This window comes from Micromonospora sp. WMMA1976 (genome assembly GCF_027497335.1).
In the GTDB taxonomy this organism is placed as follows: domain Bacteria; phylum Actinomycetota; class Actinomycetes; order Mycobacteriales; family Micromonosporaceae; genus Micromonospora; species Micromonospora aurantiaca.
Genome location: NZ_CP114912.1, coordinates 1,343,082 through 1,366,753, shown reverse-complemented (window position 1 = coordinate 1,366,753; position 23,672 = coordinate 1,343,082). Strand labels below are relative to the sequence as shown.

27 protein-coding genes are annotated in these 23,672 nt (G+C 73.6%); 10 read left to right on the top strand and 17 right to left on the bottom strand.

Going from position 1 to position 23,672, the window contains the following annotated elements; all coding sequences use genetic code 11:
- From O7546_RS06505 to O7546_RS06495, 3 genes are read right to left on the bottom strand one after another with little or no spacing between them, the layout of a single operon-like run.
- Nucleotides 1-1,167 (bottom strand): anhydro-N-acetylmuramic acid kinase, encoded by a 1,167-nt coding sequence (locus O7546_RS06505; RefSeq protein WP_194803006.1) that lies wholly within the window; start codon nucleotides 1,165-1,167, stop codon nucleotides 1-3.
- 9 nt (nucleotides 1,168-1,176) lie between these two features.
- Nucleotides 1,177-2,436: a TRAM domain-containing protein gene (locus tag O7546_RS06500; RefSeq protein ID WP_269696353.1), complete on the bottom strand. Its 1,260-nt coding sequence runs from the start codon at nucleotides 2,434-2,436 to the stop codon at nucleotides 1,177-1,179.
- Nucleotides 2,433-4,493 (bottom strand): APC family permease, encoded by a 2,061-nt coding sequence (locus O7546_RS06495; protein WP_269696352.1) that lies wholly within the window; start codon nucleotides 4,491-4,493, stop codon nucleotides 2,433-2,435. The genes O7546_RS06500 and O7546_RS06495 overlap by 4 nt, the downstream gene beginning before the upstream one ends.
- Before the next feature lie 158 nt (nucleotides 4,494-4,651).
- Here O7546_RS06495 and O7546_RS06490 point away from each other — a divergent pair, with 158 nt between their 5' ends.
- Nucleotides 4,652-5,317, top strand: coding sequence for a TrkA family potassium uptake protein (locus O7546_RS06490; protein WP_194803004.1), 666 nt, complete (start codon nucleotides 4,652-4,654; stop codon nucleotides 5,315-5,317).
- A 3-nt stretch (nucleotides 5,318-5,320) separates the two neighbouring features.
- Nucleotides 5,321-6,010: a TrkA family potassium uptake protein gene (locus O7546_RS06485; RefSeq protein WP_194803003.1), complete on the top strand. Its 690-nt coding sequence runs from the start codon at nucleotides 5,321-5,323 to the stop codon at nucleotides 6,008-6,010.
- A 7-nt stretch (nucleotides 6,011-6,017) separates the two neighbouring features.
- Here the strand turns inward: O7546_RS06485 and O7546_RS06480 are convergent, their stop codons facing one another.
- The 4 genes from O7546_RS06480 to dut form a co-directional block, all read right to left on the bottom strand.
- Complete coding sequence (locus tag O7546_RS06480; protein ID WP_194803002.1) at nucleotides 6,018-6,698, bottom strand: DUF3159 domain-containing protein; 681 nt, start codon at nucleotides 6,696-6,698, stop codon at nucleotides 6,018-6,020.
- Entirely contained in the window at nucleotides 6,695-7,075 is a 381-nt protein-coding gene (locus O7546_RS06475) for an OB-fold nucleic acid binding domain-containing protein (protein WP_013284795.1), read from the bottom strand. The genes O7546_RS06480 and O7546_RS06475 overlap by 4 nt, the downstream gene beginning before the upstream one ends.
- 172 nt (nucleotides 7,076-7,247) lie before the next feature.
- Entirely contained in the window at nucleotides 7,248-7,868 is a 621-nt protein-coding gene (locus O7546_RS06470; RefSeq protein ID WP_281600597.1) for a DUF3710 domain-containing protein, read from the bottom strand.
- Nucleotides 7,869-7,893: 25 nt separating this feature from the next.
- Nucleotides 7,894-8,391, bottom strand: a complete 498-nt coding sequence (gene dut, locus O7546_RS06465; protein ID WP_181726802.1) for a dUTP diphosphatase — start codon at nucleotides 8,389-8,391, stop codon at nucleotides 7,894-7,896.
- Between the two features lie 85 nt (nucleotides 8,392-8,476).
- On the opposite strand from dut, the gene O7546_RS06460 reads away from it, so the two are divergent.
- Complete coding sequence (locus O7546_RS06460) at nucleotides 8,477-8,968, top strand: DUF3093 domain-containing protein (protein WP_194803000.1); 492 nt, start codon at nucleotides 8,477-8,479, stop codon at nucleotides 8,966-8,968.
- 51 nt (nucleotides 8,969-9,019) lie between these two features.
- Here the strand turns inward: O7546_RS06460 and O7546_RS06455 are convergent, their stop codons facing one another.
- Nucleotides 9,020-9,748 (bottom strand): hypothetical protein, encoded by a 729-nt coding sequence (locus tag O7546_RS06455; protein WP_194803039.1) that lies wholly within the window; start codon nucleotides 9,746-9,748, stop codon nucleotides 9,020-9,022.
- Between the two features lie 216 nt (nucleotides 9,749-9,964).
- Nucleotides 9,965-10,261 carry a DUF4193 domain-containing protein gene (locus O7546_RS06450; RefSeq protein ID WP_013284790.1) on the bottom strand — a complete coding sequence of 99 codons (297 nt, stop codon included), beginning with the start codon at nucleotides 10,259-10,261 and terminating at the stop codon, nucleotides 9,965-9,967.
- Nucleotides 10,262-10,699: 438 nt separating this feature from the next.
- Here O7546_RS06450 and O7546_RS06445 point away from each other — a divergent pair, with 438 nt between their 5' ends.
- Nucleotides 10,700-11,215, top strand: coding sequence for a LytR C-terminal domain-containing protein (locus O7546_RS06445; protein WP_194803038.1), 516 nt, complete (start codon nucleotides 10,700-10,702; stop codon nucleotides 11,213-11,215).
- 71 nt (nucleotides 11,216-11,286) lie between these two features.
- Here the strand turns inward: O7546_RS06445 and O7546_RS06440 are convergent, their stop codons facing one another.
- Nucleotides 11,287-12,108 carry an inositol monophosphatase family protein gene (locus O7546_RS06440; protein ID WP_194802999.1) on the bottom strand — a complete coding sequence of 274 codons (822 nt, stop codon included), beginning with the start codon at nucleotides 12,106-12,108 and terminating at the stop codon, nucleotides 11,287-11,289.
- 286 nt (nucleotides 12,109-12,394) lie between these two features.
- On the opposite strand from O7546_RS06440, the gene O7546_RS06435 reads away from it, so the two are divergent.
- Both O7546_RS06435 and O7546_RS06430 read left to right on the top strand, forming a co-directional pair.
- The gene (locus O7546_RS06435) at nucleotides 12,395-13,996 is read left to right on the top strand and encodes an RNA polymerase sigma factor (RefSeq protein ID WP_194802998.1); all 1,602 of its coding nucleotides are present in this window, start codon (nucleotides 12,395-12,397) and stop codon (nucleotides 13,994-13,996) included.
- A 244-nt stretch (nucleotides 13,997-14,240) separates the two neighbouring features.
- Nucleotides 14,241-14,474, top strand: coding sequence for a hypothetical protein (locus tag O7546_RS06430; protein ID WP_013284786.1), 234 nt, complete (start codon nucleotides 14,241-14,243; stop codon nucleotides 14,472-14,474).
- Between the two features lie 99 nt (nucleotides 14,475-14,573).
- Here the strand turns inward: O7546_RS06430 and O7546_RS06425 are convergent, their stop codons facing one another.
- The 3 genes from O7546_RS06425 to O7546_RS06415 all read right to left on the bottom strand — a co-directional run bounded on the left by O7546_RS06425 (nucleotide 14,574) and on the right by O7546_RS06415 (nucleotide 17,396).
- Nucleotides 14,574-16,295: a DEAD/DEAH box helicase gene (locus O7546_RS06425; RefSeq protein WP_194803037.1), complete on the bottom strand. Its 1,722-nt coding sequence runs from the start codon at nucleotides 16,293-16,295 to the stop codon at nucleotides 14,574-14,576.
- Nucleotides 16,296-16,486: 191 nt separating this feature from the next.
- Nucleotides 16,487-17,137, bottom strand: a complete 651-nt coding sequence (locus O7546_RS06420) for a TRIC cation channel family protein (RefSeq protein ID WP_194802997.1) — start codon at nucleotides 17,135-17,137, stop codon at nucleotides 16,487-16,489.
- Nucleotides 17,138-17,177: 40 nt separating this feature from the next.
- Nucleotides 17,178-17,396 (bottom strand): DUF3039 domain-containing protein, encoded by a 219-nt coding sequence (locus tag O7546_RS06415; RefSeq protein WP_013284783.1) that lies wholly within the window; start codon nucleotides 17,394-17,396, stop codon nucleotides 17,178-17,180.
- Nucleotides 17,397-17,484: 88 nt separating this feature from the next.
- On the opposite strand from O7546_RS06415, the gene O7546_RS06410 reads away from it, so the two are divergent.
- Nucleotides 17,485-18,411, top strand: a complete 927-nt coding sequence (locus tag O7546_RS06410; protein WP_194802996.1) for a pseudouridine-5'-phosphate glycosidase — start codon at nucleotides 17,485-17,487, stop codon at nucleotides 18,409-18,411.
- A complete protein-coding gene (locus O7546_RS06405) occupies nucleotides 18,408-19,304 on the top strand; it encodes a sugar kinase (protein ID WP_194802995.1) in 897 nt (298 codons plus the stop codon). Before O7546_RS06410 ends, O7546_RS06405 begins: the two co-directional genes overlap by 4 nt.
- A gap of 39 nt (nucleotides 19,305-19,343) precedes the next feature.
- Here O7546_RS06405 and O7546_RS06400 read toward each other — a convergent pair whose 3' ends face one another.
- Nucleotides 19,344-19,700, bottom strand: coding sequence for a DUF3099 domain-containing protein (locus O7546_RS06400; protein ID WP_194803036.1), 357 nt, complete (start codon nucleotides 19,698-19,700; stop codon nucleotides 19,344-19,346).
- Between the two features lie 106 nt (nucleotides 19,701-19,806).
- Between O7546_RS06400 and O7546_RS06395 the strand changes: the two genes are divergently transcribed.
- Both O7546_RS06395 and O7546_RS06390 read left to right on the top strand, forming a co-directional pair.
- The gene (locus tag O7546_RS06395) at nucleotides 19,807-20,118 is read left to right on the top strand and encodes a hypothetical protein (protein ID WP_269696350.1); all 312 of its coding nucleotides are present in this window, start codon (nucleotides 19,807-19,809) and stop codon (nucleotides 20,116-20,118) included.
- Complete coding sequence (locus O7546_RS06390; RefSeq protein ID WP_013284778.1) at nucleotides 20,108-20,419, top strand: hypothetical protein; 312 nt, start codon at nucleotides 20,108-20,110, stop codon at nucleotides 20,417-20,419. The genes O7546_RS06395 and O7546_RS06390 overlap by 11 nt, the downstream gene beginning before the upstream one ends.
- Before the next feature lie 4 nt (nucleotides 20,420-20,423).
- Here the strand turns inward: O7546_RS06390 and O7546_RS06385 are convergent, their stop codons facing one another.
- The 3 genes from O7546_RS06385 to O7546_RS06375 all read right to left on the bottom strand — a co-directional run bounded on the left by O7546_RS06385 (nucleotide 20,424) and on the right by O7546_RS06375 (nucleotide 23,652).
- Nucleotides 20,424-21,656: a low temperature requirement protein A gene (locus O7546_RS06385; RefSeq protein WP_194802993.1), complete on the bottom strand. Its 1,233-nt coding sequence runs from the start codon at nucleotides 21,654-21,656 to the stop codon at nucleotides 20,424-20,426.
- Between the two features lie 72 nt (nucleotides 21,657-21,728).
- The gene (locus O7546_RS06380) at nucleotides 21,729-22,313 is read right to left on the bottom strand and encodes an HhH-GPD-type base excision DNA repair protein (RefSeq protein ID WP_194802992.1); all 585 of its coding nucleotides are present in this window, start codon (nucleotides 22,311-22,313) and stop codon (nucleotides 21,729-21,731) included.
- Between the two features lie 118 nt (nucleotides 22,314-22,431).
- The gene (locus O7546_RS06375) at nucleotides 22,432-23,652 is read right to left on the bottom strand and encodes a S8 family peptidase (protein ID WP_194802991.1); all 1,221 of its coding nucleotides are present in this window, start codon (nucleotides 23,650-23,652) and stop codon (nucleotides 22,432-22,434) included.
- Nucleotides 23,653-23,672 lie beyond the last annotated feature (20 nt).

The window sequence follows — 23,672 nt, the reverse complement described above, 5'->3', positions numbered from 1 at the left end:
TCAGGCGTCGACCACCAGCCGCCGGGGCGCGGGTGGGCGGGGCGCTGTGACGGACGGGCCCGCCGGGGTCCAGGAGCCGAGCACGGCGGCCCGGGACGCCCCGGTCACCGAGGGCACCGCGCCCGGCAGCCCGTGCCAGGACAGCCAGCCCAGCAGCGCGAACGCGTACGCCTCCTTGGCCTGGGCCGGTACGCCCAGCTCGTCGGTGGTGCGCAGCCGCCAGCGTCCCGCACCCAGGGCAGCCAGCCGTGCCCGGAGTGTGGGATTGCGCACTCCCCCGCCGGCGGCCACCACCTCGGTGACCCGGTGCCGGTCGCAGGCGTCGGCCACCGTGCGGGCGGTCAGCTCGGTGAGCGTGGCCAGCACGTCGTCGGCGGCCACCGGCTCGCCCAGCCCGGTCAGCGCGGCGTCCAGGTAGCCACCGTGGAACAGCTCCTTACCGGTCGACTTGGGCGGCGGCGCGGCGTAGTACGGCTCGGCGAGCAGCCGGGCCAGCAGCGCCTCGTGCACCCGCCCGGCAGCGGCGCGGGCGCCGTCGGCGTCGCACGGCCGGTCCAGGAAACGCCGGGCGGCGGCGTCCAGCAGCGCGTTGGCCGGGCCCACGTCGTACCCGAGGACGGGGGCGCCGGGCGCGACCACCGTCAGGTTCGCGATCCCGCCGAGGTTCAACGCGGCGCGGGGTGCAGCACCAGCGGCCGGGTCGAGCAGCAGCGCGTCGAACGCCGGGACCAGCGGCGCGCCCTGGCCGCCGGCGGCGACGTCCGCCGAGCGCAGGTCGTGCAGCACCGGTACGCCCACCCGGGCGGCCACCCGGGCCGGCGCGCCGAGCTGGAGCGTGCCGCGCACCCGGCCGTCCTCGACCCAGTGGAAGACCGTCTGCCCGGGCGACACGACCGCGTCGGCGGTGCCCCCGGCCAGCTCGACGCCGGCCGCGGCCGCCTCGGCGAACACCTCGCCGAGCCGGTTGTCCAGCCGGCAGACCGCCTCGATCGTGGTGGCCGCCGGGGGCAGCAGCGCGGCGATCTCGGCCCGCAGGTCGTCCGGGTACGCCAGCTCGCGGTGCCCGAGCGGGCGCAGCCGCAGCGTGTCGCCGTCGGCGGTGAACTCGGCGGCCACCACGTCCACCCCGTCGTAGGAGGTGCCCGACATCAGCCCGACGATCTTCATCGGGTCAGGCTAGCCAGGCAGGAACAGGCCCACCAGCTCCACGTGCTGGGTCATCGGGAACAGGTCGAAGCCGCGCAGCGCGGCCAGCCGCCAGCCCTCCTGGGCGAACGTGCGCACGTCCCGGGCGAACGCGGCCGGGTCGCAGGCCACGTAGGCGACAGCGCGCGGCCCGGCGCCCGCCACCGCACGGACCACCGGCGCGCCCGCGCCGGAGCGCGGCGGGTCGAGCACCACGAGGTCGACCGGTCCGGTGATCCGGCGCCGGGACAGCGCCGCCTCCACCCGCGCGGCGACCACCTCGACGGCGCGCAGGTCGGCCAGGTTCTGCCGGGCCGCGGCCACCCCGTCCGGCGCCGACTCGACGAGCGTCACCCGGGCCCCGTCGACCCGTTCGGCGAGCGCGGCGGCGAACAGGCCGGCCCCGCCGTACAGGTCCCAGGCCGTCTCACCGGGCCGCGGGTCGAGCAGGTCGAGGACCGCGCCGGTCAGCGCGTCCGCCGCGGCCGGGTGCACCTGCCAGAACCCGGAGGCGGGCAGCGTGAAGGACCGCCCGGCCGCCGTCTCCCGGACCCGCTCCGGCCCGCTCACCGCCGTCGGAACCCCATCGGTGTACGCGACCACGGCGACGTCCCCGCCGGTGCTGGCGACCGTCTCCACCGCGTCGGCGTCGGGCCAGCGGGCACCGGTGGGCGGTAGCACCGGCAGGTCCTGGATCGCCGGGTGCGCGATCAGGCACCTGTCGATCGGCACCACCTCGTGCGAGCGGTGCTTGAGCAGCCCGGCCCGGCCGGCCGCGTCGACCGCGTAGCGGACCCGGGAGCGCCAGCCCAGCGGCCCGCCGGGCAGCGCCTCGACGTGGACGCCGAGCGCGTCGATCTGCTCCGCGGTGAGTCCCCCCAGCCGGGTGAGCTGCTCACGCACCACTGCGAGCTTCCAGTCGAGCTGGGCGGCCGGGGCGACGTGCTGGAGGTCGCAGCCGCCGCACCGGCCCGGCCGGGCGTACGGGCACGGCGGGGTGACCCGGTCCGGTGCGGCGTCCAGGATCTCCACCGCGTCGGCGCGGGCGAAGCCCCGGTGCAGCTCGGTCACCTCGGCGACCACCCGCTCGCCGGGCAGCGCGTGCCGGACGAAGACCACCTGCCCGCCGACGCGGGCCACGCAGTGCCCGCCCGGCGCGACCGCGTCGACTGTCAGCTCGACCCGCTCGGCCTCCTCCAGCCCGGGCCGCTGCGCCGTCGGCACAGGAACGGGACGCTCGTCGGCGCTCACAATCGCTCCTCCCGTTCGGCGGAGGGCGCGGACGGCGTGGACGCCACCGGCGGCGGCAGCGTGCTCTGCGGTGCCACCCGGGGGCCGCGCGCCGGTCCCCGGCTCAACGTGGCGTCCAGCCGGTCCAGGTTCTTGCTGGCGGTGGACGCGAGCTGCCACGGCACGCTGGTCACCATCACGCCCGGCTCGAACAGCAGCCGCCCCTTGAGCCGCAGCGCGCTCTGGTTGTGCAGAAGGTTCTCCCACCAGCGGCCCACCACGTACTCGGGGATGAAGACGGTGACCACGTCGCGCGGCGACTCCCGGCGCACCGACGCGACGAAGTTGAGGATCGGGCGGGTGATCTCCCGGTACGGGGAGTCGATCACGGTGAGCGGCACCGGCAGCTCGCGGCGCTCCCAGTCGGCCTGGAGATCGCGGGTGTCCTGCTCGTCCACGTTCACGGTGACGGCGGTGAGCGTGTCCGGCCGGGTGGCCCGGGCGTACGCGACGGCCCGCAGCGTCGGCTTGTGCAGCTTGCTGACCAGCACGATGGCGTGGTTGCGGGCCGGCAGGACGCCGCGCTGCTCGGTCGGTTCCAGTTCCTCGGCGATCCGGTCGTAGTGCCGGCGGATGCCGAGCATCACCACGTACATCACGGCCATCGCGACGATCGCGATCCACGCCCCGAGCAGGAACTTCGTGGCCAGCACGATGATCAGCACGACGCCGGTCATGACCATGCCGAACGTGTTGATCGCCCGGGAGCGGATCATCCGCCGGCGCGCCTCCGGGTCGCGCTCGCGGCGCAGGTGCCGGTTCCAGTGCCGGATCATGCCGGCCTGGGAGAGCGTGAACGAGACGAACACCCCGACGATGTAGAGCTGGATGAGCTTCGTCACCTCGGCCTGGAAACCGACGATCAGCACGATCGCGAAGACGGCCAGGAAGAGGATGCCGTTGGAGAACGCCAGCCGGTCGCCGCGGGTGTGCAGCTGGCGGGGCAGGTAGCGGTCCTGCGCGAGGATCGAGCCGAGCACCGGGAAGCCGTTGAAGGCGGTGTTGGCGGCCAGGAACAGGATCAGCGCGGTCATCCCGGCGACCACGTAGAGCAGCACCGAGCCGCCGCCGAACACGGTCTCGCCGAGCTGGGTGGTGACCGTCTTCTGCACGTACCCGTCCGGGCCGGAGACGATCTGCCTGCCCGGGTCCTCGACGAACTGCAGGCCGGTGAGGCGGGCCAGCCAGATGATGCCGACCAGCATCGCCACCGCGATGCCGCCGAGCAGCAGCAGCGTGGTCGCCGCGTTCTTCGACTTCGGGCTCTTGAACGCCGGTACGCCGTTGGAGATCGCCTCCACGCCGGTGAGCGCGGCGCAGCCGGAGGAGAACGTGCGCAGCAGCAGGAACACCAGCGCGAACCCGGTGACGCTGTGCTCGGCCTGGATCTCCAGGCCGGCGCTCGGCGCGCGCAGGTCGTCGCCGAGCACGAAGATGCGGACCAGCCCGGTCAGCAGCATGCCGCCGATCACGATCACGAAGCCGTACGTGGGGATGGCGAAGGCGGTGCCGGACTCGCGCAGGCCGCGCAGGTTGATCGCGGTGAGCAGCACCACCGCGCTGACCGCGATGAGCACCTTGTGGGTCGCCACGAACGGCACCACCGAGCCGAGGTTCGCCACGCCGGAGGAGACCGAGACGGCGACGGTGAGCACGTAGTCGACGAGCAGCGCGCTCGCCACCGCCAGGCCGGCCTTGGGACCGAGGTTGACCGTCGCCACCTCGTAGTCGCCGCCGCCGGAGGGGTAGGCGTGCACGTTCTGCCGGTAGCTCGCCACCACGGTCAGCATGACCACGACGACCGCGAGCGCCACCCACGGCGAGAAGAAGAACGCCGAGGCACCGGCGATGGACAGCGTCAGGAGGATCTCGTCCGGGGCGTACGCCACGCTGGAGAGCGCATCCGAGGCGAAGACCGGCAGCGCGATGCGCTTCGGCAGCAGGGTGTGCTGGAGGCGGTCGGACCGGAACGGTCGACCGAGGAGGAGTCGCTTCAGCAGCGAGGTGGGTCGGGCCACAACCGCCAAGCGTACGACCACCGGGTCCGGGGCGCGGGGGTGGTCGATCTCCCCCGCGTGCGGCCGCGCGGTACGGTTCGGTCCCCCGTCCCGTGGGAGGACGTGGCAGGCTCGCAGGCGACGGGTCGGCGGGCGGCGCCGTGGGAGGAGCGGACACCGTGCATGTGGTGATCATGGGCTGCGGCCGGGTCGGGTCGACCCTGGCCCACAGCCTGGAGTCGCGTGGGCACTCGGTGGCGGTGATCGACCAGGACGCGGACGCGTTCCGCCGTCTCGGGCCGGACTTCGCCGGCATCACGGTCACCGGTGCGGGCTTCGACGGCGAGGTGCTGCGCCAGGCCGGCATCGAGCGGGCCGACGCGTTCGCGGCGGTGTCCAGCGGCGACAACTCCAACATCATCTCGGCCCGGCTGGCGCGGGAGACGTTCGGCGTGTCCCGGGTCGCCGCCCGCATCTACGACCAGCGCCGCGCCCAGGTCTACGAGCGGCTCGGCATCCCGACCGTGGCGACCGTCCGGTGGACCGCCGACCGGATGCTGCGCCACCTGGTCCCCGAGGGCAACGTGGAGATCTTCCGCGACCCGACGAGCACCGTCTCGATCATCGAGGTTCCGGTGCACAAGGACTGGATCGGCCGGCCGCTGCGGCAGCTGGAGCAGGCCGTCGGCGCCCGGGTGGCCTACCTGAACCGGTTCGGGATCGGCACCCTGCCCACCACCTCCACGGTGATCCAGGAGGGCGACCAGGTCTACATGCTGGTGACCGACGACATCAACGGCCCGGTCACGTCGGTGGCGGCGGCGCCGCCGGAAGGGGGGCACTGAGCCATGCGGATCGCCATCGCCGGCGCCGGCAACGTGGGCCGCTCGATCGCCCAGGAGCTGATCGACAACGGCCACCAGGTGATGCTGATCGAGCGGCAGCCGAAGATGCTGCGGCCCGACCGGGTGCCGGCCGCCGACTGGGTGCTCGCCGACGCGTGCGAGCTGGCCAGCCTGGAGGAGGCCGACGTGGCCGGGTGCGACGTGGTGGTGGCCGCCACCGGCGACGACAAGGTCAACCTGGTGGTGTCGCTGCTGGCCAAGACCGAGTTCGCGGTGCCCCGCGTGGTCGCCCGGGTCAACCGGGCGGAGAACGAGTGGCTGTTCACCGAGCAGTGGGGCGTGGACGTCGCGGTGAGCAAGCCGCGGGTGATGGCGGCGCTGGTCGAGGAGGCGGTCACCGTCGGCGACCTGGTCCGGCTGATGACGTTCCGCCAGGGCGAGGCGAACCTGGTCGAGATCACGTTGCCGCCGACAGCGCCCTACGTGGGGCAGCCGATCCACGCGGTGCCGATCCCCCGGGACGCGGCGCTGGTGGCGATCGTGCGCGGCAAGCGGGTGCTGGTGCCCACCCCGGACGACCCGATCGAGGCCGGCGACGAGCTGGTGTTCGTCTGCACCACCGCGGTGGAGGACGACGTGCGGACGGTCATCCTCGGCCCGGCCAGCGCGGACCGGCACCGCGACCGCGCCTGAGGCGGCCTCAGGAGCCGGGTAGCGGGGTGGGCGCGGTCTCCCGGGTGACCCGGCGCACCACCCACACCGTGATCAGCAGCAGCAGCGCGTACGGCGGGTAGCCCAGGGCGAGCCGGGCCACGCCGAGCGCGGTGTCCTGGTGGGCCAGGTAGAGCCCGGCCTGTACGCCGACCTTGGCCAGCCACACCACGCCCCAGAGCACGGTGAGCTGGGTGAAGGTGCGGACCAGCTTGGGGTCGTCGCGCCACTCGGAGCGGCCCTTGGCCACCAGCACCGACCAGATCCAGCCGACCAACGGCTGCCGGATCGCGGCCGACAGCAGCAGCGCCAGGCCGTACCCGATGCCGTAGAGGATGCCCGGCAGGTAGAAGTCGCGCTCGTCGCCGGTGCGCAGCGCCAGCAACGCGCCGATGCCGACGCCGAACAGCCCGTTGACGGCGTGCCGCACCGGCTTGCGCTGGGCCAGCCGCAGCCCGGCGATCAGCAGCGCCACCGCCACCGAGGCGTACACCGCGGGGCGCAGCTCGCCGATCACGTTGGCGATCACGAAGACCACCACCGGGATGCTCGACTCGACCAGCCCGCGCCATCCGCCGAGCTGGTCGGCCATCTGCTCGGCGAGGCTGGGCAGCCGCTCCTCGTCCTGCGGGCCGAGGCCCGACGGGGTGTGCTGCTGTCCGGTCGTCACTTCGGCGACTCCAGCTCGTAGTACGGGTTGTAGATCACCTTGCGGTCGTCACGCACCGCCACCCGGCCGCGCGCGGTCAGGTGCCGGCCCGGCTCGATCCCGGCGATGTGCCGGCGGCCCAGCCAGACCAGCGTCACCACGTCGTTGCCGTCGTAGAGGTCGGCCTCCAGCGTGGGCAGGTTCGTGCGGGGCGTGTAGACGACGGTACGCAGCCTTCCGGCCACCGACACCACCTGACCCCTGTTGCACTGGTGGGCGGGCGTGCCGCCGGACTCGGCGCTCTCCCGGCGCAGCTCCTGCGCCTCGATCTCGGCCTCGCTCGCGGTGAGCCGGTGCAGGAGCCGCCGCAGCGACCCCCGGCTCTCGTCGGTCGTCATGACCTCCGCGTCACCCTCTCCACAGCGGGGCCCCGCGGGCGGCGGAACCGTCCCGCCAGCGTACGCCGGTGTGGCCCGCCGGCGGGAGCGGCGTGTCGCGCGTACCGCCGCCGGCGAACCGGACACGGCGCGGGCCCGGCGCCGATCGGCGCCGGGCCCGGGCACGTGTGGCTCAGACCTCCTGCTGGTCGGCGGCCTGCTGCTCGGCGACCTCGCGGGGCAGCCGCAGCGGCAGCGGCTCGCGCACCGGCTTGGCCTCCTGCCCGCGGTCGACGACCAGGCTGTCCAGGCAGGCCGCGAGCGGGCCGGCCGCGGCCGGGTCGGTGGCGGCCGCGCCCTGGAAGACGCCACGCACCATCCAGCGCGGGCCGTCGATGCCGACGAACCGCAGGTCGGTCGGCCCGTCCGGGGTACCCACGCGGGCGCGCAGCTCGGGCCCGTGCTCGCCCTCGACCTCCCGGGCGGTCGCGCCGTCGTTCACGAGCGACTGGCGGATCTCCTCGCGCACCTCGTCCCAGATGCCCTCGGACCGGGGCGCGGCGAAGACGCCGAGCTGGAGCGCGTTCTGCCCGTGCACGAGCACGACCTGCTGGATCACGCCCTGCGGGTCGGCCTGGACCCGCACCTCGACGTCCGGCACCGCCGGGATCTGCAGGCTGCCCAGGTCGAGGCGAGGCGCGTCCGGCGCCTCGCTGACGTCGTACGGGCCGCGGTCCGGCGCCGACGGGGTCTCCTCGGCGTCGAGGACCCCATTGTCACGCGCCTCGTCGGCCCGCTTCCGGGAGAAGATCACTGCGCCCACCCTCCGCTGTTCACACTCACCCTGCCACCTCTTCGCTCTGCCCGCCGGACGGCGCCGGGACCAACCCGGCGTGCCCGCCGGTGGATCCGTGCCCGCCCGTGCCACGCCGGGACCCGGGCAGCTCGGCCACCGGCCGGAACTCGGCCCGGGCGACCCGCTGGACCACGAGCTGCGCGATGCGGTCACCCCGGCTGATCCTGGCCGGTGTGTCCCGGTCGTGGTTGATCAGGTTGACCAGGATCTCACCCCGGTAGCCGGCGTCGACCGTACCGGGCGCGTTGAGCACCGTCACGCCGAGTCTGGCCGCGAGTCCGGATCGGGGGTGCACCAGCCCGACGTAGCCGTCCGGCAGCGCCACCGCCACGCCGGTGGGGACCAGGGCCCGGCCGCCGGGGGGCAGCTCGACGTCTGCGGCGGCCACCAGGTCCGCCCCGGCGTCGCCGGGATGGGCGTACGCCGGCAGTGGCAGCTCCGGGTCGAGCAGCCGCACGGGCACGGGTACGACATCTGTCACGGTCATCCTCTTCCGTCCGGTCCTGCGGGGTGCCCCTGCCATCCTGCCGGTTGCCGGGCCGCCTGCGCGCCGTACCCTCGTCTGTGTGCGTCAGTCGTCATCTCCGGCCGCCCCGACGGCCACCGCCGCGCCGTACGCGGAGCGCCTCGGGCTGCCCTGGTGGGCCTGGCCGGCCGGGCTGGCCGCGGCCGTCCTGCTCGCGGTCGAGCTGTGGATGGGCGCGACCGGGGTACGCGCCTGGCTGCCGTTCGTCCTGCTGATCCCCGCCGCCGTGGCCGGCCTGTGGTGGCTGGGCCGGATCCGGGTCGAGGTGCGTGACGGCGAGCTGCGGGTGGACGACGCCCACCTGCCGGTGCGGTACGTCGCGGATGTGGTGCCGCTGGACGCGGCCGGCCGGCGCGAGGTGCTCGGTGTCGGCTCCGACCCGCTGGCCTTCGTGGTGCAGCGGCCGTGGATCGGCGGTGCGGTGCAGGTGGTGCTGGACGACCCGGCCGACCCGACTCCGTTCTGGGTGGTCAGCACCCGGCATCCGGTCCAGCTGGCGACCGCCCTGCTGGCCGCCCGCGACGCGGCCTGACGGTCCTTCGCGGCCCGGCCCGGCGCTGCCGCCGAGGCTCGGCGCCGCCGGTCAGGACGGCTTGTCCGGCAGGGCCCGCGCGGTCCGCCGCAGGTCCTTGCGCAGCTGCTCGCCGAGCGCGCGGGTGGCCCGGCGGTTGAGGTAGCCGGCCACGGCGGCGCCGGTCAGGAACGGCCCGAGCGTGGTGAGGTTGCGCCCGAAACGGCGCATCAGGCTGTCGCGTAGTTCGCGGCGGGCGGCGGTGCCGAGCACCGCGCTGACCCCGACACCGGGCATCATCGGGTTGATCCCCCGCTGGGTGGCCCAGGACTGCACGAGCGCCACGGCACGGCCGGTGCCGCCGGCCGGCAGCGCCACCCGGTGGACCTCGTGCAGCTCGCCGATCAGCTTCAGCTCGATCGCCACCACTGCCACCGTCTCGGCGGCCAGCAGCACGGGTGCGGAGAGCAGGGTGGGCGTCACCGCCCACTCGACGGCGGCGACCCCGCCGCCCGCGGCGCCGACCCCGGCGGTGGCGCGGGACGCGTTGCGGACCAGCCGGTCGGCGAGCGCCTCGTCGTCCAGGCCGGGGAAGTGCCGCCGCAGCGTGGCGAGGTCACGGATCGGCACGTGCGGTGCGACCTCGGCGACCGTGTCGGTCATCCAGCGCACCGCGGCACGGGGCTTGAACAGGTCGCTGATCCCGCGGGCGCGTGCCTGTCCGACCAGCCGGGTGAGCAGCTGCCGCCGGCGGGCGGGCGCGATGTCGTCGGCGGTCAGGGCGGCGACGGTGGCGCCCAGCTCCTCGGTGTCCGGGCTGTCCGGGCCGGGTACCTCCGGGCCGGGCGTGTCCGGGCCGACTTGTTCGCTGCGCTCGCTCACCCGTCCGCCCTCCTGCTCCGCGCGGCGTGGCAGCCGCCCGTACGAGTCAAGCAGCTCCCGGCCACGCGCGCACGGCGGCGGCTCGAACAGCGGCGGCCCCGTCGAGGAGGCCGCCGCTGGTGTCCCCGGTCGGGATCAGACGCACTCGCGGCAGATCAGGTCGCCGTTGCGCTCGACCGCCAGCTGGCTGCGGTGGTGGACCAGGAAGCAGCGGGCGCACCGGAACTCGTCCTGCTGCATCGGGAGGACCTTGACCGTGAGCTCCTCGTCGGCCAGATCGGCGCCGGGCAGCTCGAAGCTCTCGGCCACCTCGGCCTCGTCGACGTCCACGGCGCCCGACTGTGAGTCGACCCGCCGGGCCTTGAGCTCTTCCAGGCTGTCCTCGCCGAGGTCGACCTCGTCGCGACGCGGGGCGTCGTAGTCGGTGGCCATCGGTTTCACTCTCCAATATCGATATTGTCGCTGCCGGTTGTAACGCCGGACGACGCCGTTTCGGTTCCCCTGACCGGCCACCATCTCTGTCGGGCACCCGACCCGACGAGCGGTGGGCCGGGCCCGCCGGTGCGAAATGCCCCCGGTGAGCGCGGAACCTTACCCCCCCTGTGGGCGAGGCATGTATACCGCCCTCGCGGGAGAGATGTACGCCTCTGCGCCCGAAGTTGTTCCCAATGTGACTCAGGCGACACGAAGATAGGGGTAGTCCTACCGGTTCACCGCCCGGCGCGCCGGTATGTCGGACTGTTTCCACGCCTGAGCCGGACAAGCGTTAACCTCAGCGGCGTACTGACGGCCGACCGGTCGCGGCCCGGCCGCGTCGCCCGCCACCACCCAATCACTGTCCGGGGAGCGCCCAGGATGAGTTTTGCGCGAGTGCGAGCACTCGTTGTCGTCGGACTGCTGGCGGCTGTCGCCCTGGTCGTCGTGGTCGTCGCCGTGCTGAAGGACAGCCAGGGCACAGCCGGTACGGCGGCCGCCTGCCCGGACGGCTGGCCGCTGGTCGACCTGCGGCTGCGGGAGCAGAAGGACGTCAAGATCAACGTCTACAACGCCACCGACGAGGCCGGCCGGGCCGGCAGCGTCGCGGACGACTTCCGCAACCGCAAGTTCCAGGTCAAGAAGGTCGGCAACGAGAAGAAGGCGTTCGACGGCGTGGCCCAGTTGCGGTTCGGGCCCAAGGCCGTCGGCTCGGCGCACCTGCTGCGCGCGTACTTCCTGAACGAGGCCAACCAGGACTTCGACGCGAACCGCAAGGACGACGTGGTCGACGTGGTCCTGGGCAACCAGTTCCAGCAGCTCGCCACCACCACCGAGGTCAACCAGTCGCTCGGCGACCTGGGCGCGCCGCAGGCGCCGCCCGAGACCTGCCCGATGCCGATCGAGAAGTAGCCGACGGCGGCCCGGCGACGCGGGGCGGTCTCCCTGCGGGGGAGGCCGCCCCGTCGCGTGCCTGGTGCCGGTCACGGCCCGCCGGAGGCGTCCAGGTCGGCCAGCCGGTCGTGCAGCGGCCCGTGCAGCGCCGGCGGTGCCGCGAGCACCATGTCCGGTCCGGCCGGGCGGCCGGACAGGCCGGTCACCAGCAGCCCGGCCTCCCGGGCGACCAGCCCGCCGGCGGCCAGGTCCCAGTCGGCCAGCCCCTTCTCGTAGTACGCGTCCACCCGCCCCTCGGCGGCCAGGCAGAGATCGAGCGCGGCGGCGCCCATCCGGCGGATGTCCCGGATGTGCGGGATCAGCTCGGTCACCACCCGCGCCTGGTGCGCCCGGCGGCCGGCGTCGTAGCCGAACCCGGTGGCGACGAGCGCCTGCCCGAGATCGGTCGCGGTGGAACCCTGCAGCCGCTGACCGTCGCGCCACGCGCCGCCGCCGAGCGTCGCGGTCCACTCCTCGCCGGTGACGACGTTGCGAACCACCCCGGCGACCACCTCACCGGCCACCTCGGCGGCCAGCGAGACGGCGCAGTAGGGCAGCCCGTACAGGTAGTTCACGGTTCCGTCGATCGGGTCGAGGATCCAGCGCACGCCGTCGTCGCCGGCCGGGCCGGTCTCCCCCGCGCCGTACTCCTCGCCCAGCACCGCGTCGCCGGGCCGCCGCTGCCGCAGCGCGGCGACCACCTGCCGCTCCACCGCCCGGTCGGCGGCGGTGACCACGTCGGTCACCGTGCTCTTGGTCGCGGCCACCGAGACACCCTCGACCCGCATCCGGTACGCGGTGGCGGCGGCCTCCCGGGCCACGTCGACAGCGATCGTGAGCAACTCCCGCGCCGTGGGCGTCGAGGTGATCATGTTTCTCCCCTTCCCGCACGATCGGGACCGGCCGTCTCGCGCGCGGGTATCATCCTTACAAAGTCCACATCTGCGCCGAATCTGCGGTCCCGGACCGCGGGTCCGCCGTGCGGCGCGGGATGATCGCGGCAGACGGCGTTACAATTCACCCTGCCCACGCGCCACGGACCGCCAGCGACCGGACGGGCCGGGACACGGGGGTCCTCAACGACTCGCCCGGCGCGGCCGTCCCATGCTGCGCCGGACGACCCGGCCGTGCTCGCTCTTTCGCCTCCGGAAGGTCTTCGTGACAGATCCCCGCCAGACCGGCGCCGACGTTCGCTCGCTCACCGACACCCTGATCGCCCACGCGCAGAGCGCCGGCGGCCAGCTCACGTCGGCCCAGCTCGCGCGCACCGTCGAGTCCGCTGAGGTGACCCCGGCCCAGGCCAAGAAGATCCTCCGCGCACTCTCCGAGGCGGGCGTGACGGTGGTGGTGGACGGCTCGGCGAGCACCCGCCGCCGCGTCGCCGCCGCCCGGTCCGCCACCCCGGCCTCCCGCGCGACCACCGCCAAGACCACCAAGAAGGCCGCCGCGCCCGCCCCGAAGCAGGCTCCGGCCGCCGAGGAGTCGCCCGCACCGGCCCCCCGGAAGGCGACCGCGCGCAAGGCCACCACCGCCGACGTGGCGAAGGCCGCGGCCCCGGCGAAGGCCACCAAGGCGACCCGCGCCACCAAGGCCACGGTGGCGGCGAAGACCGCCGCGGCCAAGCCGGCCAAGGCCGGTGGCAAGGCCGAGGGCCCCGACGGTGAGATCGACCCGGAGGAACTGGCTGCCGCGATCGAGGACGTGGTGGTCGAGGAGCCGGCCGAGCTGACCCAGGCCGCCGAGGCCGACGCGGCCAGCTCCGCCACCGACAACGACTTCGAGTGGGACGACGAGGAGTCCGAGGCGCTCAAGCAGGCGCGCCGGGACGCCGAGCTGACCGCCTCCGCCGACTCCGTGCGGGCGTACCTGAAGCAGATCGGCAAGGTGCCGCTGCTCAACGCCGAGCAGGAGGTCGAGCTGGCCAAGCGGATCGAGGCCGGCCTCTACGCCGCCGAGCGGCTGCGCGCCGCCGACGAGGGCGAGGAGAAGCTGGTCCGCGATCTCCAGCGCGACCTGATGTGGATCTCCCGGGACGGCGAGCGCGCCAAGAACCACCTGCTGGAGGCCAACCTCCGCCTGGTGGTCTCCCTGGCCAAGCGCTACACCGGTCGCGGCATGGCCTTCCTCGACCTCATCCAGGAGGGCAACCTCGGCCTCATCCGCGCCGTCGAGAAGTTCGACTACACCAAGGGCTACAAGTTCTCCACCTACGCCACCTGGTGGATCCGCCAGGCCATCACCCGCGCCATGGCCGACCAGGCCCGCACCATCCGCATCCCGGTGCACATGGTCGAGGTGATCAACAAGCTCGGCCGCATCCAGCGTGAGCTGCTCCAGGACCTGGGCCGCGAGCCCACCCCGGAGGAGCTGGCCAAGGAGATGGACATCACACCGGAGAAGGTGCTGGAGATCCAGCAGTACGCCCGGGAGCCCATCTCGCTCGACCAGACCATCGGCGACGAGGGTGACAGCCAGCTCGGCGACTTCATCGAGGACTCCGAGGCGGTCGTCGCCGTCGACGCGGTGTCGTTCTCGCTGCTGCAGGACCAGCTCCAGCAGGTCCTGCAGACGCTGTCCGAGCGTGAGGCGGGCGTGGTGCGCCTGCGTTTCGGCCTCACCGACGGCCAGCCGCGCACTCTGGACGAGATCGGCCAGGTGTACGGCGTGACCCGGGAACGCATCCGGCAGATCGAATCCAAGACCATGTCCAAGTTGCGGCACCCCTCGCGTTCCCAGGTGCTCCGCGACTACCTGGACTGACCGCGCACGTCAACAAATCGTGCCGGTTTGATCACCAGCCGTAGAACACTCTTTGGTGATCGTTCGGTTGCCTGTTTGTGATCGTTGACGTGGCACCCTTGGTGCACGGCACACTGTCCTCCACGCCAGGTGTGACCTCGGTCCCCCGCGGGCACACAGGGAAGGCAGGGCCCGAGATGGGTGTTGCACGATAGGTGAGCAACCGAAGAGAGTGTTCATCGGTGACGACCAGAGGAGGAAGGCGATGACCCCGACCCTCACGCCGCCGCCCGAGACGGTGAGCCCCCCGGCCGCCGATGAACGGTGCGACCGCTGCAATGCTGCCGGCAAGCTCCGCATCACTCTGGCGGGTGGGAGCGAGCTGGTGTTCTGTGGGCACCACGCGAACAAGTACGCGGAGGATCTCGTCAAGATCACCGTGCGCTACGCGTCGGACCCGGAGTTCAGCTGGCGAGGCGCCGATCTGATGGCGAACTGAGGTCCGACAACAAGTCCACAACCCGACATGACCGGCCGGAGGCACCCGCAAGGGGAGCCTCCGGCCGGTTTTTCGTGCCCGGTCGTCCCGGCCGACCCGTCAGAGGGTCTGCACGGTGGCGATGCGCTCCTCGAGCTGCTCGATCGTGGCCTGCGCGCTGGGCGGGCCGCCGCAGATCCGGCGCAGCTCGGCGTGGATCTTGCCGTGCGGCTGGCCGGTGTGGTGGTGCCGCGCGGCCACCAGGGCGTTCAGTTGCCGCCGTAACGCCACCCGGCGCTGGGCGGCACTCATCGGTGGGGGCGCCGCCGCCGGGACCGCAGCGGCCGGCTCAGCGGTCCGCTGGGCGGCCCGGCGCTTCTGCGCGGCGAGTTGCTCGGCCTGCCGCTTGGTCAGCAGCAGCGAGACCTGGTCGGCGGTGAGCAGACCGGGCAGACCGAGGTATTCCTCCTCCTCGGGCGTGCCGGCCTGGGCGGCGGTGCCGAACGAGGCGCCGTCGAAGATCACCTGGTCCAGCTCGGCGGTCGCGGAGAGCGCCGCGAAACGCTTCTCCAGCTCCCCGCTGGCGCCGTCGTCGCGCTGGGCGCGCTCCAGCAGGTCGTCGTCGAAACCCTCGCGGTCCTTCGGCTTGCCGAGCACGTGGTCCCGCTCGGCCTCCATCTCGCTGGCGAGCCCGAGCAGGTGCGGCACGCTGGGCAGGAAGACCGACGCGGTCTCGCCGGAACGGCGGGCCCGGACGAACCGGCCGATCGCCTGCGCGAAGTACAGCGGGGTGCTGGCACTCGTCGCGTACACGCCGACGGCGAGCCGGGGGATGTCGACGCCCTCGGAGACCATCCGCACCGCGACCAGCCACCGCTGCCGGGAGGCGGCGAACGTCGCGATCCGCGCGGACGCGCCCTGGTCGTCCGAGAGCACCACGGCGGCCTTCTCACCGGTCACCTGCTCCAGCAGCTTCGCGTACGAGCGGGCCACCTGCTGGTCGCTGGCGATGACCAGGCCGCCCGCATCAGGCATGCCGTTGGCGCGCAGCACGCTCAGCCGGGCGTCGGCGGCGCGCAGCACCTGCGGCATCCAGTCGCCGGCCGGGTCCAGCGCGGTACGCCACGCCTGGGCGATCAGGTCCTGCGTCATCGGCTCGCCGAGGCGGGCGGCCAGTTCCTCACCGGCGTTCGTGCGCCAGCGGGTCTCCCCCGAGTACGCCAGGAACAGCACCGGCCGGACCACACCCTCGCGCAGCGCGTCGGAGTAGCCGTAGACCGAGTCGGCACGGGAGCGCAGCAGCCCGTCGCCGCCGCGCTCGTAGCTGACGAACGGGATCGGGTTGTCGTCGGAGCGGAACGGCGTACCGGTGAGCATCAGCCGGCGTACCGCGGGCTCGAACGCCGCCTTCACACCGTCGCCCCAGGTACGCGAGTCGCCGGCGTGGTGGATCTCGTCCAGGATGACGAGCGTGCGGCGGGTCATGGTGCGCCGGCGGTGCACCTGCGGCGCCATGCCCACCTGGGCGTAGGTGACCACCGCGCCGTGGAAGTCGGCGGCGGAGTGCAGGTCGGCGTTGCGGAACGCGGCGTCGAGCTGGATGCCGACCCGGGCGGCGGCCTGCGCCCACTGGGTCTTCAGGTGCTCGGTCGGCGCGACCACGGTGACCGCCTCGACGGTGCCGTCGGCGAGCAGCTCGGCGGCGATGCGCAGCGCGAACGTGGTCTTACCGGCGCCGGGCGTGGCGACCGCGGTGAAGTCCTCGGTCCGGCGGCGCAGGTATTCCACGAGCGCCTTGCGTTGCCACGCGCGCAGGGGCGGGAACGTGTCGAGCGCCGGCATCCGCGGTGGCACGCGTAGCTCCTCTCCGCCGCGGACGGCGGCGGGCCCGACCGGGGCCACGGGAGCCGCCGCCCATGAAAACGCCCTCGCGCATCCGGTGCCGCGAAGGCCGGTTCAGCATAACCAGCGCGGGCCGTACGCCCCACTCGACGCCACGCCTGTCACATCCGCCCACCCCGGCGGGAGGCGGGTCAGGTCAGTGGTCCCCGGGTGCCGGTGCGTGGCGGCCGCATCGTCGCCACCGGGGCGGACCAGCGCCGGCGCAGCGCGATCAGGCGCAGCCCGAACACGAACAGCGCGGCGCCGGTGAGCGGCACGGCGGTGGCCTGTCCGCACGCCGACAGCAGCGCCACCGCGATCGAACCGGCGAGCGCGGCCAGGGCGTAGATCTCGCGGCGCAGCACCACCGGGATCTCGCCGGTGAGCAGGTCCCGGCCGAGCCCGCCGCCGATCGCGGTGAGCATGCCGATCATGCAGGCGCCCACGGCCGGCACGGCGGCGTCGAGGGCCTTGAGCGTGCCGGTGACGGTGAACAGGCCGAGGCCCGCCGCGTCCAGCACCAGCACCGTGGTGCGCAGCCGGGCGAGCTGGGGGTGCAGCCAGAACACGGCGGTGGCGGTGACCGCCGCGGTGGCGGCGTAGCGCCAGTCGGCGAACGCCAGTGGGGGCACCTCGTCGATGGCCAGGTCGCGGAAGATGCCGCCGCCGAGCGCGGCGACCACGCCGACGAATACCACCCCGAACAGGTCGAGCCGTTTCGCCACCGCCGCGGAGGCGCCGGAGGCGGCGAAGACCGCCACGCCGGTCAGGTCGGCGAGGAGCAGGGCGGTGGAGGTGGTCACCGCCGCAGGTTACGTCCAGGGGCGGCGGAGCCGCCCGGGATCACTCGGCGTACGAGTCGTAGATCTCCTTGCACTTCGGGCACACGGGCGAGCCCGGCTTGGCCGCCTTGGTGACCGGGAACGTCTCGCCGCAGAGCGCGACCACGTAGGTGCCCATGACGGCACTCTCGGCGATCTTCTCCTTGCGGACGTAGTGGAACATCTCCGGACCAGTGTCCGCGTCCTTCAGCTCGGGACGCTCGAGAACCTCTGTGCTCACGACTCCACCTCCGGCGTTCCAGTTTTGCAGGTCGGTCCGCCCCGGTCCACCTGGGCCCCGGCCGGAAGCGGCCCGTACGGTAACCGACGTGACCAACTTTCACATCAGTCTCGGTAGTGAGGTGGCCGACGCCCTGCGGGACGGCCGCCCGGTCGTGGCGTTGGAGAGCACGATCGTCTCGCACGGGCTGCCCCGCCCGGACAACCTGCGGGTGGCGCGCGAGATCGAGCAGGCGGTACGGGACGCGGGGGCGGTGCCGGCCACCATCGGCATGGTCGCCGGCGAGCTGCGGGTGGGGCTGGACGACGCCCAGCTCACCCGGCTCGCCACCGTCGACGGCGTGAACAAGCTCTCGGTCCGTGATCTGGCCCCGGCGGCGGCGACCGGCGCCGACGGCGCCACCACGGTGGCGGCCACGAGCGCTGTCGCGGCGGCGGCCGGGATCGGCGTGTTCGCCACCGGTGGGCTCGGCGGCGTGCACCGGGAGGCGGCGCAGACCTTCGACGAGTCGGCCGACCTGGTCACGCTGGCCCGGACGCCGATCGCCGTGGTCTGCGCCGGGGTGAAGTCGATCCTCGACGTGGGCGCCACGCTGGAGCGGCTGGAGACGCTCGGGGTGGGCGTGGTCGGCTACCGCACCCGCCGCTTCCCCGGCTTCTACCTCACCGACGCGGGCTTCGACCTGGACTGGTCGGTCGAGTCGCCGGAGCAGGTGGCGGACGTGCTGGCCGCCCGCGCGGCGCACGGCGTGCACCACGGCGGCCTGGTGGTGGCCAACCCGTTGCCCGCCGACGAGCAGCTCGACCCGGCGCTGCACGACCGCACGCTCGCCGAGGGACTGGCCGCGCTGGCCCGCGAGGGGATCACCGGCAAGGCCGTCACCCCGTTCCTGCTGTCGCACTTCCACTCCGCGACAGAGGGCGCCAGCCTGGCGGTGAATGTCCGGATCATCCTGCGCAACGCCGACCTCGCGGCCCGGATCGCGGTCGCCGCGGCGACCCGCCGCGTCCCATGAGCGCCACGCCGCGGATAGTCGTCGTCGGCGACGTGATCACCGACGTGCTCGCGGTGCTGTCCGGGCCGCTCGCCACCGGCTCGGACACCCCGGCCGGGATCCGGTTCAGCGGCGGCGGGCAGGCGGCGAACACCGCGGCCTGGCTCGCCGGGCAGGGCGCCGCGGTGACGCTTGTCGCCGCCGTCGGCGACGACGAGACCGGCCGGGAGCGGGTGGCCGAGCTGACCCGCATCGGTGTCGACTGCGCGGTCGAGCGGCACGAGGGCTACCCGACCGGCACCGTCATCGTGCTCGCCCACGACGGGGAGCGCACGATGATCAGCCAGCGGGGCGCGAACCTGCGGCTGACCGCCGCGCACGTGGACGCGGCGCTGGCCGCCGCGCCCGACGCCGGGCATCTGCACCTGTCCGCGTACGCCCTGTTGGACGTCGGGTCGCGCGGCGCCGGCCTGCGCGCGCTGGCCACCGCCCGCGAGCGCGGGCTGACCGTCAGCGTCGACGCGGCGTCCGCGGCGCCGCTGCGGCGCGTCGGCGGGGCGTTCCTGACCTGGGTACGCGACGTCGACCTGCTGCTGGTCAACACGGACGAGGCGACGGTGCTGGCCGGCGGGCTGGACCCGGCGGCGCAGGCGCGGGCGCTGACCGCTGTGGCGCACCGGGTGGTGGTCAAGCGCGGCGCGGCGGGCGCGGTGTGGGTGGAGCGCGGCGGCGTGGTGGAGTTCGCGCCGGCGCCAGGCGTGGACGTGGTGGACGTGACCGGGGCCGGGGACGCGTTCGCGGCCGGGCTGCTCACCGCGTGGCTGGCCGGGGCCGACCCGCGGGCCGCGCTGGCCCGCGCCGGTGACCTGGGCGCGCTGGCCGTGACGACGGTGGGCGCCCGCCCGGCTCCCTGACGGCGGTGGCCGGTCCGGGCGGTGCTCCGCCCGGGCCGGTCAGGGCTCGGCGTCGATGATCTTGTGCGGGTTCTCCTCGGCGGTCAGAGCAGTGGGCGCGGGCTCCTCGCGGCGCCGCTTTTGGAACCGGTTCGCCAGCCGGTGCTCCTCCTTGGGCGGCCGGTCGTTGGCGAGCAGCACGGCGAGCCAGGGCACGAGCACCATGCCGAGCGCGCACAGCGGCAGCCAGAGCCAGAGCAGCGGGGCCTTCGCGCCGACCAGGATCGCGCCCGCCACCAGACACGCGACCCGGATGGCCATCATCAGCACGTATCGCTTCTGCCGGCTGTTGAGCTGGTCGTCCTGGCTGCGCGGGGCGTCGGTGATCAGTATCGGCTGGTACGCCTGACGCTTCACCACGGACCTCCTACGAGGGGATAGGGCCCATCCTGTCACTCCGGACGGATGATCGGCGAAATTCGTGACAGCCGGACGCGTGTTACGTGCGTGGTACGCTTCGCCCGTGGCCAACCGGTTCAGCTTCACCGACGAGGCGCTGGCTAACCTGCGGGTCTACGACGTCACGCCCGGGGAAGTCTGGGAGGCCCTGCACAGCAACCGCCGGGTCATCCGGCACCTCGGTGACGACGTGATGGTGGTCTACGCCACCGACCACCGGGGCCGGCGGCTCGCCGTGCTGCTGGCCGAGGCCGACAGCACCGACAACGACTGGGACATCCTCTCCGCCCGCGAGCTGAGCGACGTCGAGGCCAAGCGCTACGACGAGGTGGTGCGGAGATCACGCCGACGAGGAGGCGGTCACGATGCACCGTGACGAGGCGACCAAGCGGTTCCACGCCGGAGGCGACGCGTTCGCCGACCTGATCGACGACACGTCACCGGCGCAGCTGCCCACCCCGGACACCGACGTGCCGATGGTCAGCCGGTCGGTCCGGCTCCCGCTGGAGACGTACGAGCGGGTCCGTGCCGCCGCCGACGCGCGCGGCATCGGCGTGACCACGCTGATGCGGCAGTGGATCGAGGCCGGCCTGGCCGACCTGGACGACTCGGCCACCGTCTCGCTGGCCGACGTACGCCGCGCGCTGGCGTCGCTGTCCCGCCCGACCGCCGCCTGACGGCTCACGCCTCGGGGCCGGCCTCGTCGAGCGCCTCCCGCCCGATCGGCGAGGCGGAGGGCTCCGGCGGCCGGTGCCAGGCCCGGCGGGCGTCGGCGAACGCGACGAGCGCCAGCACGAGGGCCACCGCGCCGAGCGCGAACATCGCCGGCACGGTCGCCAGCGCGGGCAGGAGCAGCACCAGGACCAGCAGCCCGGCCAGCCGGGGTCGGGACACCCGGCCGAAGATCTCGTACTCGAACCGGGAGCGGGCGGCCAGGAACAGCGCCGGGCCGCCCACCACGAAGACCAGCCAGTTCGGCCGGGCCGTGTCGTACGGGTGGGTGATGACCAGTTCGTAGCCGACCGCGGCACTGAGCACGCCGAGCACCATGAACAGGTGGGTCTGCGCCGCCGACTCGGCCAGCCGCCCCGGCGTGCCGGCCATCCGCAGCGCCTCCGCCAGCAGGTGACCGGCCCGGTAGAAGTAGATCCGCCAGAGCAACGCCGTGATCACGAACGAGATCGCGAACGCCACCGCCGCTTCGCCGGAGAACTCCTTCCCGCTGTAGGTCACGCCGATCACCAGGATCGACTCACCGAGCGCGATGAGGAAGATCTGCTGGTAGCGCTCGGCGAGGTGCTCCCCGGTGACCTGCCACCGGCGGACCCGCGACGCCCCGAGCCGGGGCAGCGGCCAGCCCAGCAACGTGCCCGCCTGGTCCACGGCGAGCGCGAAGACCCACAGCGCGAGGCGCGGGCCGGGCAACAGCGCGCCGGCGATCCAGAGCGGGGCGCTGAATCCGGCCCAGGCGGCCAGCCGCAGCGGAACCATCCGGCGCGGATGCCTCCGCAGCGCCGCCGCGATCAGCAGCGGCCGGCCGACCATCACCGCCACGTACGCGAGCGCGAACGGCAGCGCCCGCTCCTCAAGCGCCCGGGGCAGGGTCACCCCCAGCACCAGGCTGCCGAACATGGTGCCGACCACCACGAACTGGATGACCATGCGCTCCGGCTCGTACCGGCTGGTCACCCAGGTGGTGAGGGTCCAGACCTGCCAGAGCACCAGGAACAGCAGCAGGGTCTTGCCCACCTCGGCGGCGACCGCCCCGGCGGAGCCCTCGATGCCGTTGATCAGGCGCTGCGAGACCCGGGTCAGCGCGAACACGAAGACCAGGTCGAAGAAGAGTTCCAGGAACGTGGCCCGCCCCGGGCTGGACCCGGTACGCAGCAGCGCCCCGCCCCGCTGCTCGGTCATCGTCCGCCCCCGTCCCCCGTCCTGGCGACAAACGACAGGGACGGCGGGCCGGTTGCGGCGGCGGGCGGCGGATCAGCCCTTCGCGGCCTTCGCCTCCGCCTTCATCCGCTGCTTGAACTCGCGTACGCGGCGCAGCGAGTCCGGATCGGTCACGTCGGCCACGGACCGGTGGGCGTCCGCGTCGCCGTAGTCGCCGGCCGCCTCGCGCCAGCCGTCCGGGGTGATCCCGAACCGCTTGCCGAGCAGCGCGACGAAGATCTGTGCCTTCTGCCGGCCGAACCCGGGTAGCTCACCCACCCGGCGCAGCAGCTCCCGGCCGTCGGTCACGTCGGACCAGAGCCGGGCCGGGTCACCGTCGTAGCGCTCGACGAGCGCCCGGCACACCTCCTGCACCCGGGCCGCCATCGCCTTGGGGAAGCGGTGCAGCGCGGGCGGCCGGGCGAAGATCTCCACCAGGGCCTCGGGGTCGTACCCGGCCAGCTCCGCGGCGTCGGGCTCGTGGCCGAGCCGCTGTGCCAGCACGTACGGGGAGGAGAACGCCTTCTCCATCGGCACCTGCTGGTCCAGCACCATGCCGAGGAGCAGGGCCAGCGGGCTGCGTGCCAGCAGCTCGCTCGCCTGCGGGTCGATGGGCAGTGACAGCGTCATGGGGACCATAGTGCCGCGCCGTACGCCGGTCGGGGGCGGCGACTCCCCGGCGACGTGACGCGGCCCGGCGGACCCCTGGGAGGTCCACCGGGCCGCGGCCCACGGTGTGGTCAGGTCACCGGTGCCGTCAGTTGACGACGAAGAGCAGCCGGTTCGGCGAGCCCGAGCCCGGGCTGGTCACCTTGCCGGTGGTGGCGTTGCTGGTCAGGTAGCTGGCCACCTGAGCCGGGGTGTAGGAGGTGTTGGCGGACAGGACGAGCGCCGCCGCGCCGGCCACGTGCGGGGACGCCATCGAGGTGCCGCTGATCGTGTTGGTGGCGGTGTCGCTGGTACGCCACGCCGAGGTGATCGACGAACCCGGGGCGAAGATGTCCACGCAGGAGCCGTAGTTGGAGTAGGAGGCACGGGCGTCGGTGCTGGTGGTGGCGCCCACCGTGATCGCCGAGGCGACCCGGGCCGGCGACGAGTTGCACGCGTTGGCGCTGGAGTTGCCGGCCGCGAGCGCGTACGTGATGCCGGAGTTGATCGAGTTGGCCACCGCGTTGTCCAGCGTGGTGCTGGCGCCGCCGCCGAGGCTCATGTTCGCCACGGCGGGCTTCACCGCGTTCGAGGTGACCCAGTTGACGCCGCTGATCACGCCGGCGGTGGTGCCGCTGCCGGAGCAGTTGAGCACCTTGACGGCCACCAGGCGCACGCCCTTGGCCACGCCGTACTTGGTGCCGCCGACAGTGCCGGCGACGTGGGTGCCGTGGCCGTTGCAGTCGGTGTTGTTGGTGTCGACCGTGTTGGTGCCCCAGGTGGCCCGGCCGCCGAAGTCGCTGTGCGTGGTGCGGATGCCCGTGTCGATGATGTAGGCGCGCACGTTGCTGGCGGTGTTCGGGTAGGTGAAGGTGCTGTTCAGCGGCAGGTTGCGCTGGTCGATCCGGTCCAGGCCCCAGGTGGCGCCGGTCTGGGTGCCCTGGGTGGTCATGACGCGGTCCTGCTCGACGTACGCGACGGACGGGTCGGCGGCGAGCCGGCGCGCCTGGGCGGGGGTCATCTTCGCGCTGTAGCCGGTGAGAGCGGAGCTCCACACCGTGCCGACGTTGCCACCGTAGCGCTTGGCCAGGCCGGCGGCCCGGTCCGGCACGGCGGTACGGGCGGCGAGGGTGTTCGCGGTGCCGACCGCGTCGCCCTTGAGCACGACCACGTAGCTGCCGCTGACGGCGTCGGCGGCACCGGCGTACCGGATCTCCCCGGTGGGCGCGGCGAGAGCGGGCGTGGAGGCGGCGGCGGCGAAGGCCGCGGCGGCGGCCGTGACGGCGAGCGCACGCAGCGCGCGGCGCCGGGGAAGGGACACGTCGGGCATCGTCTGGCTCCCTACCGGGG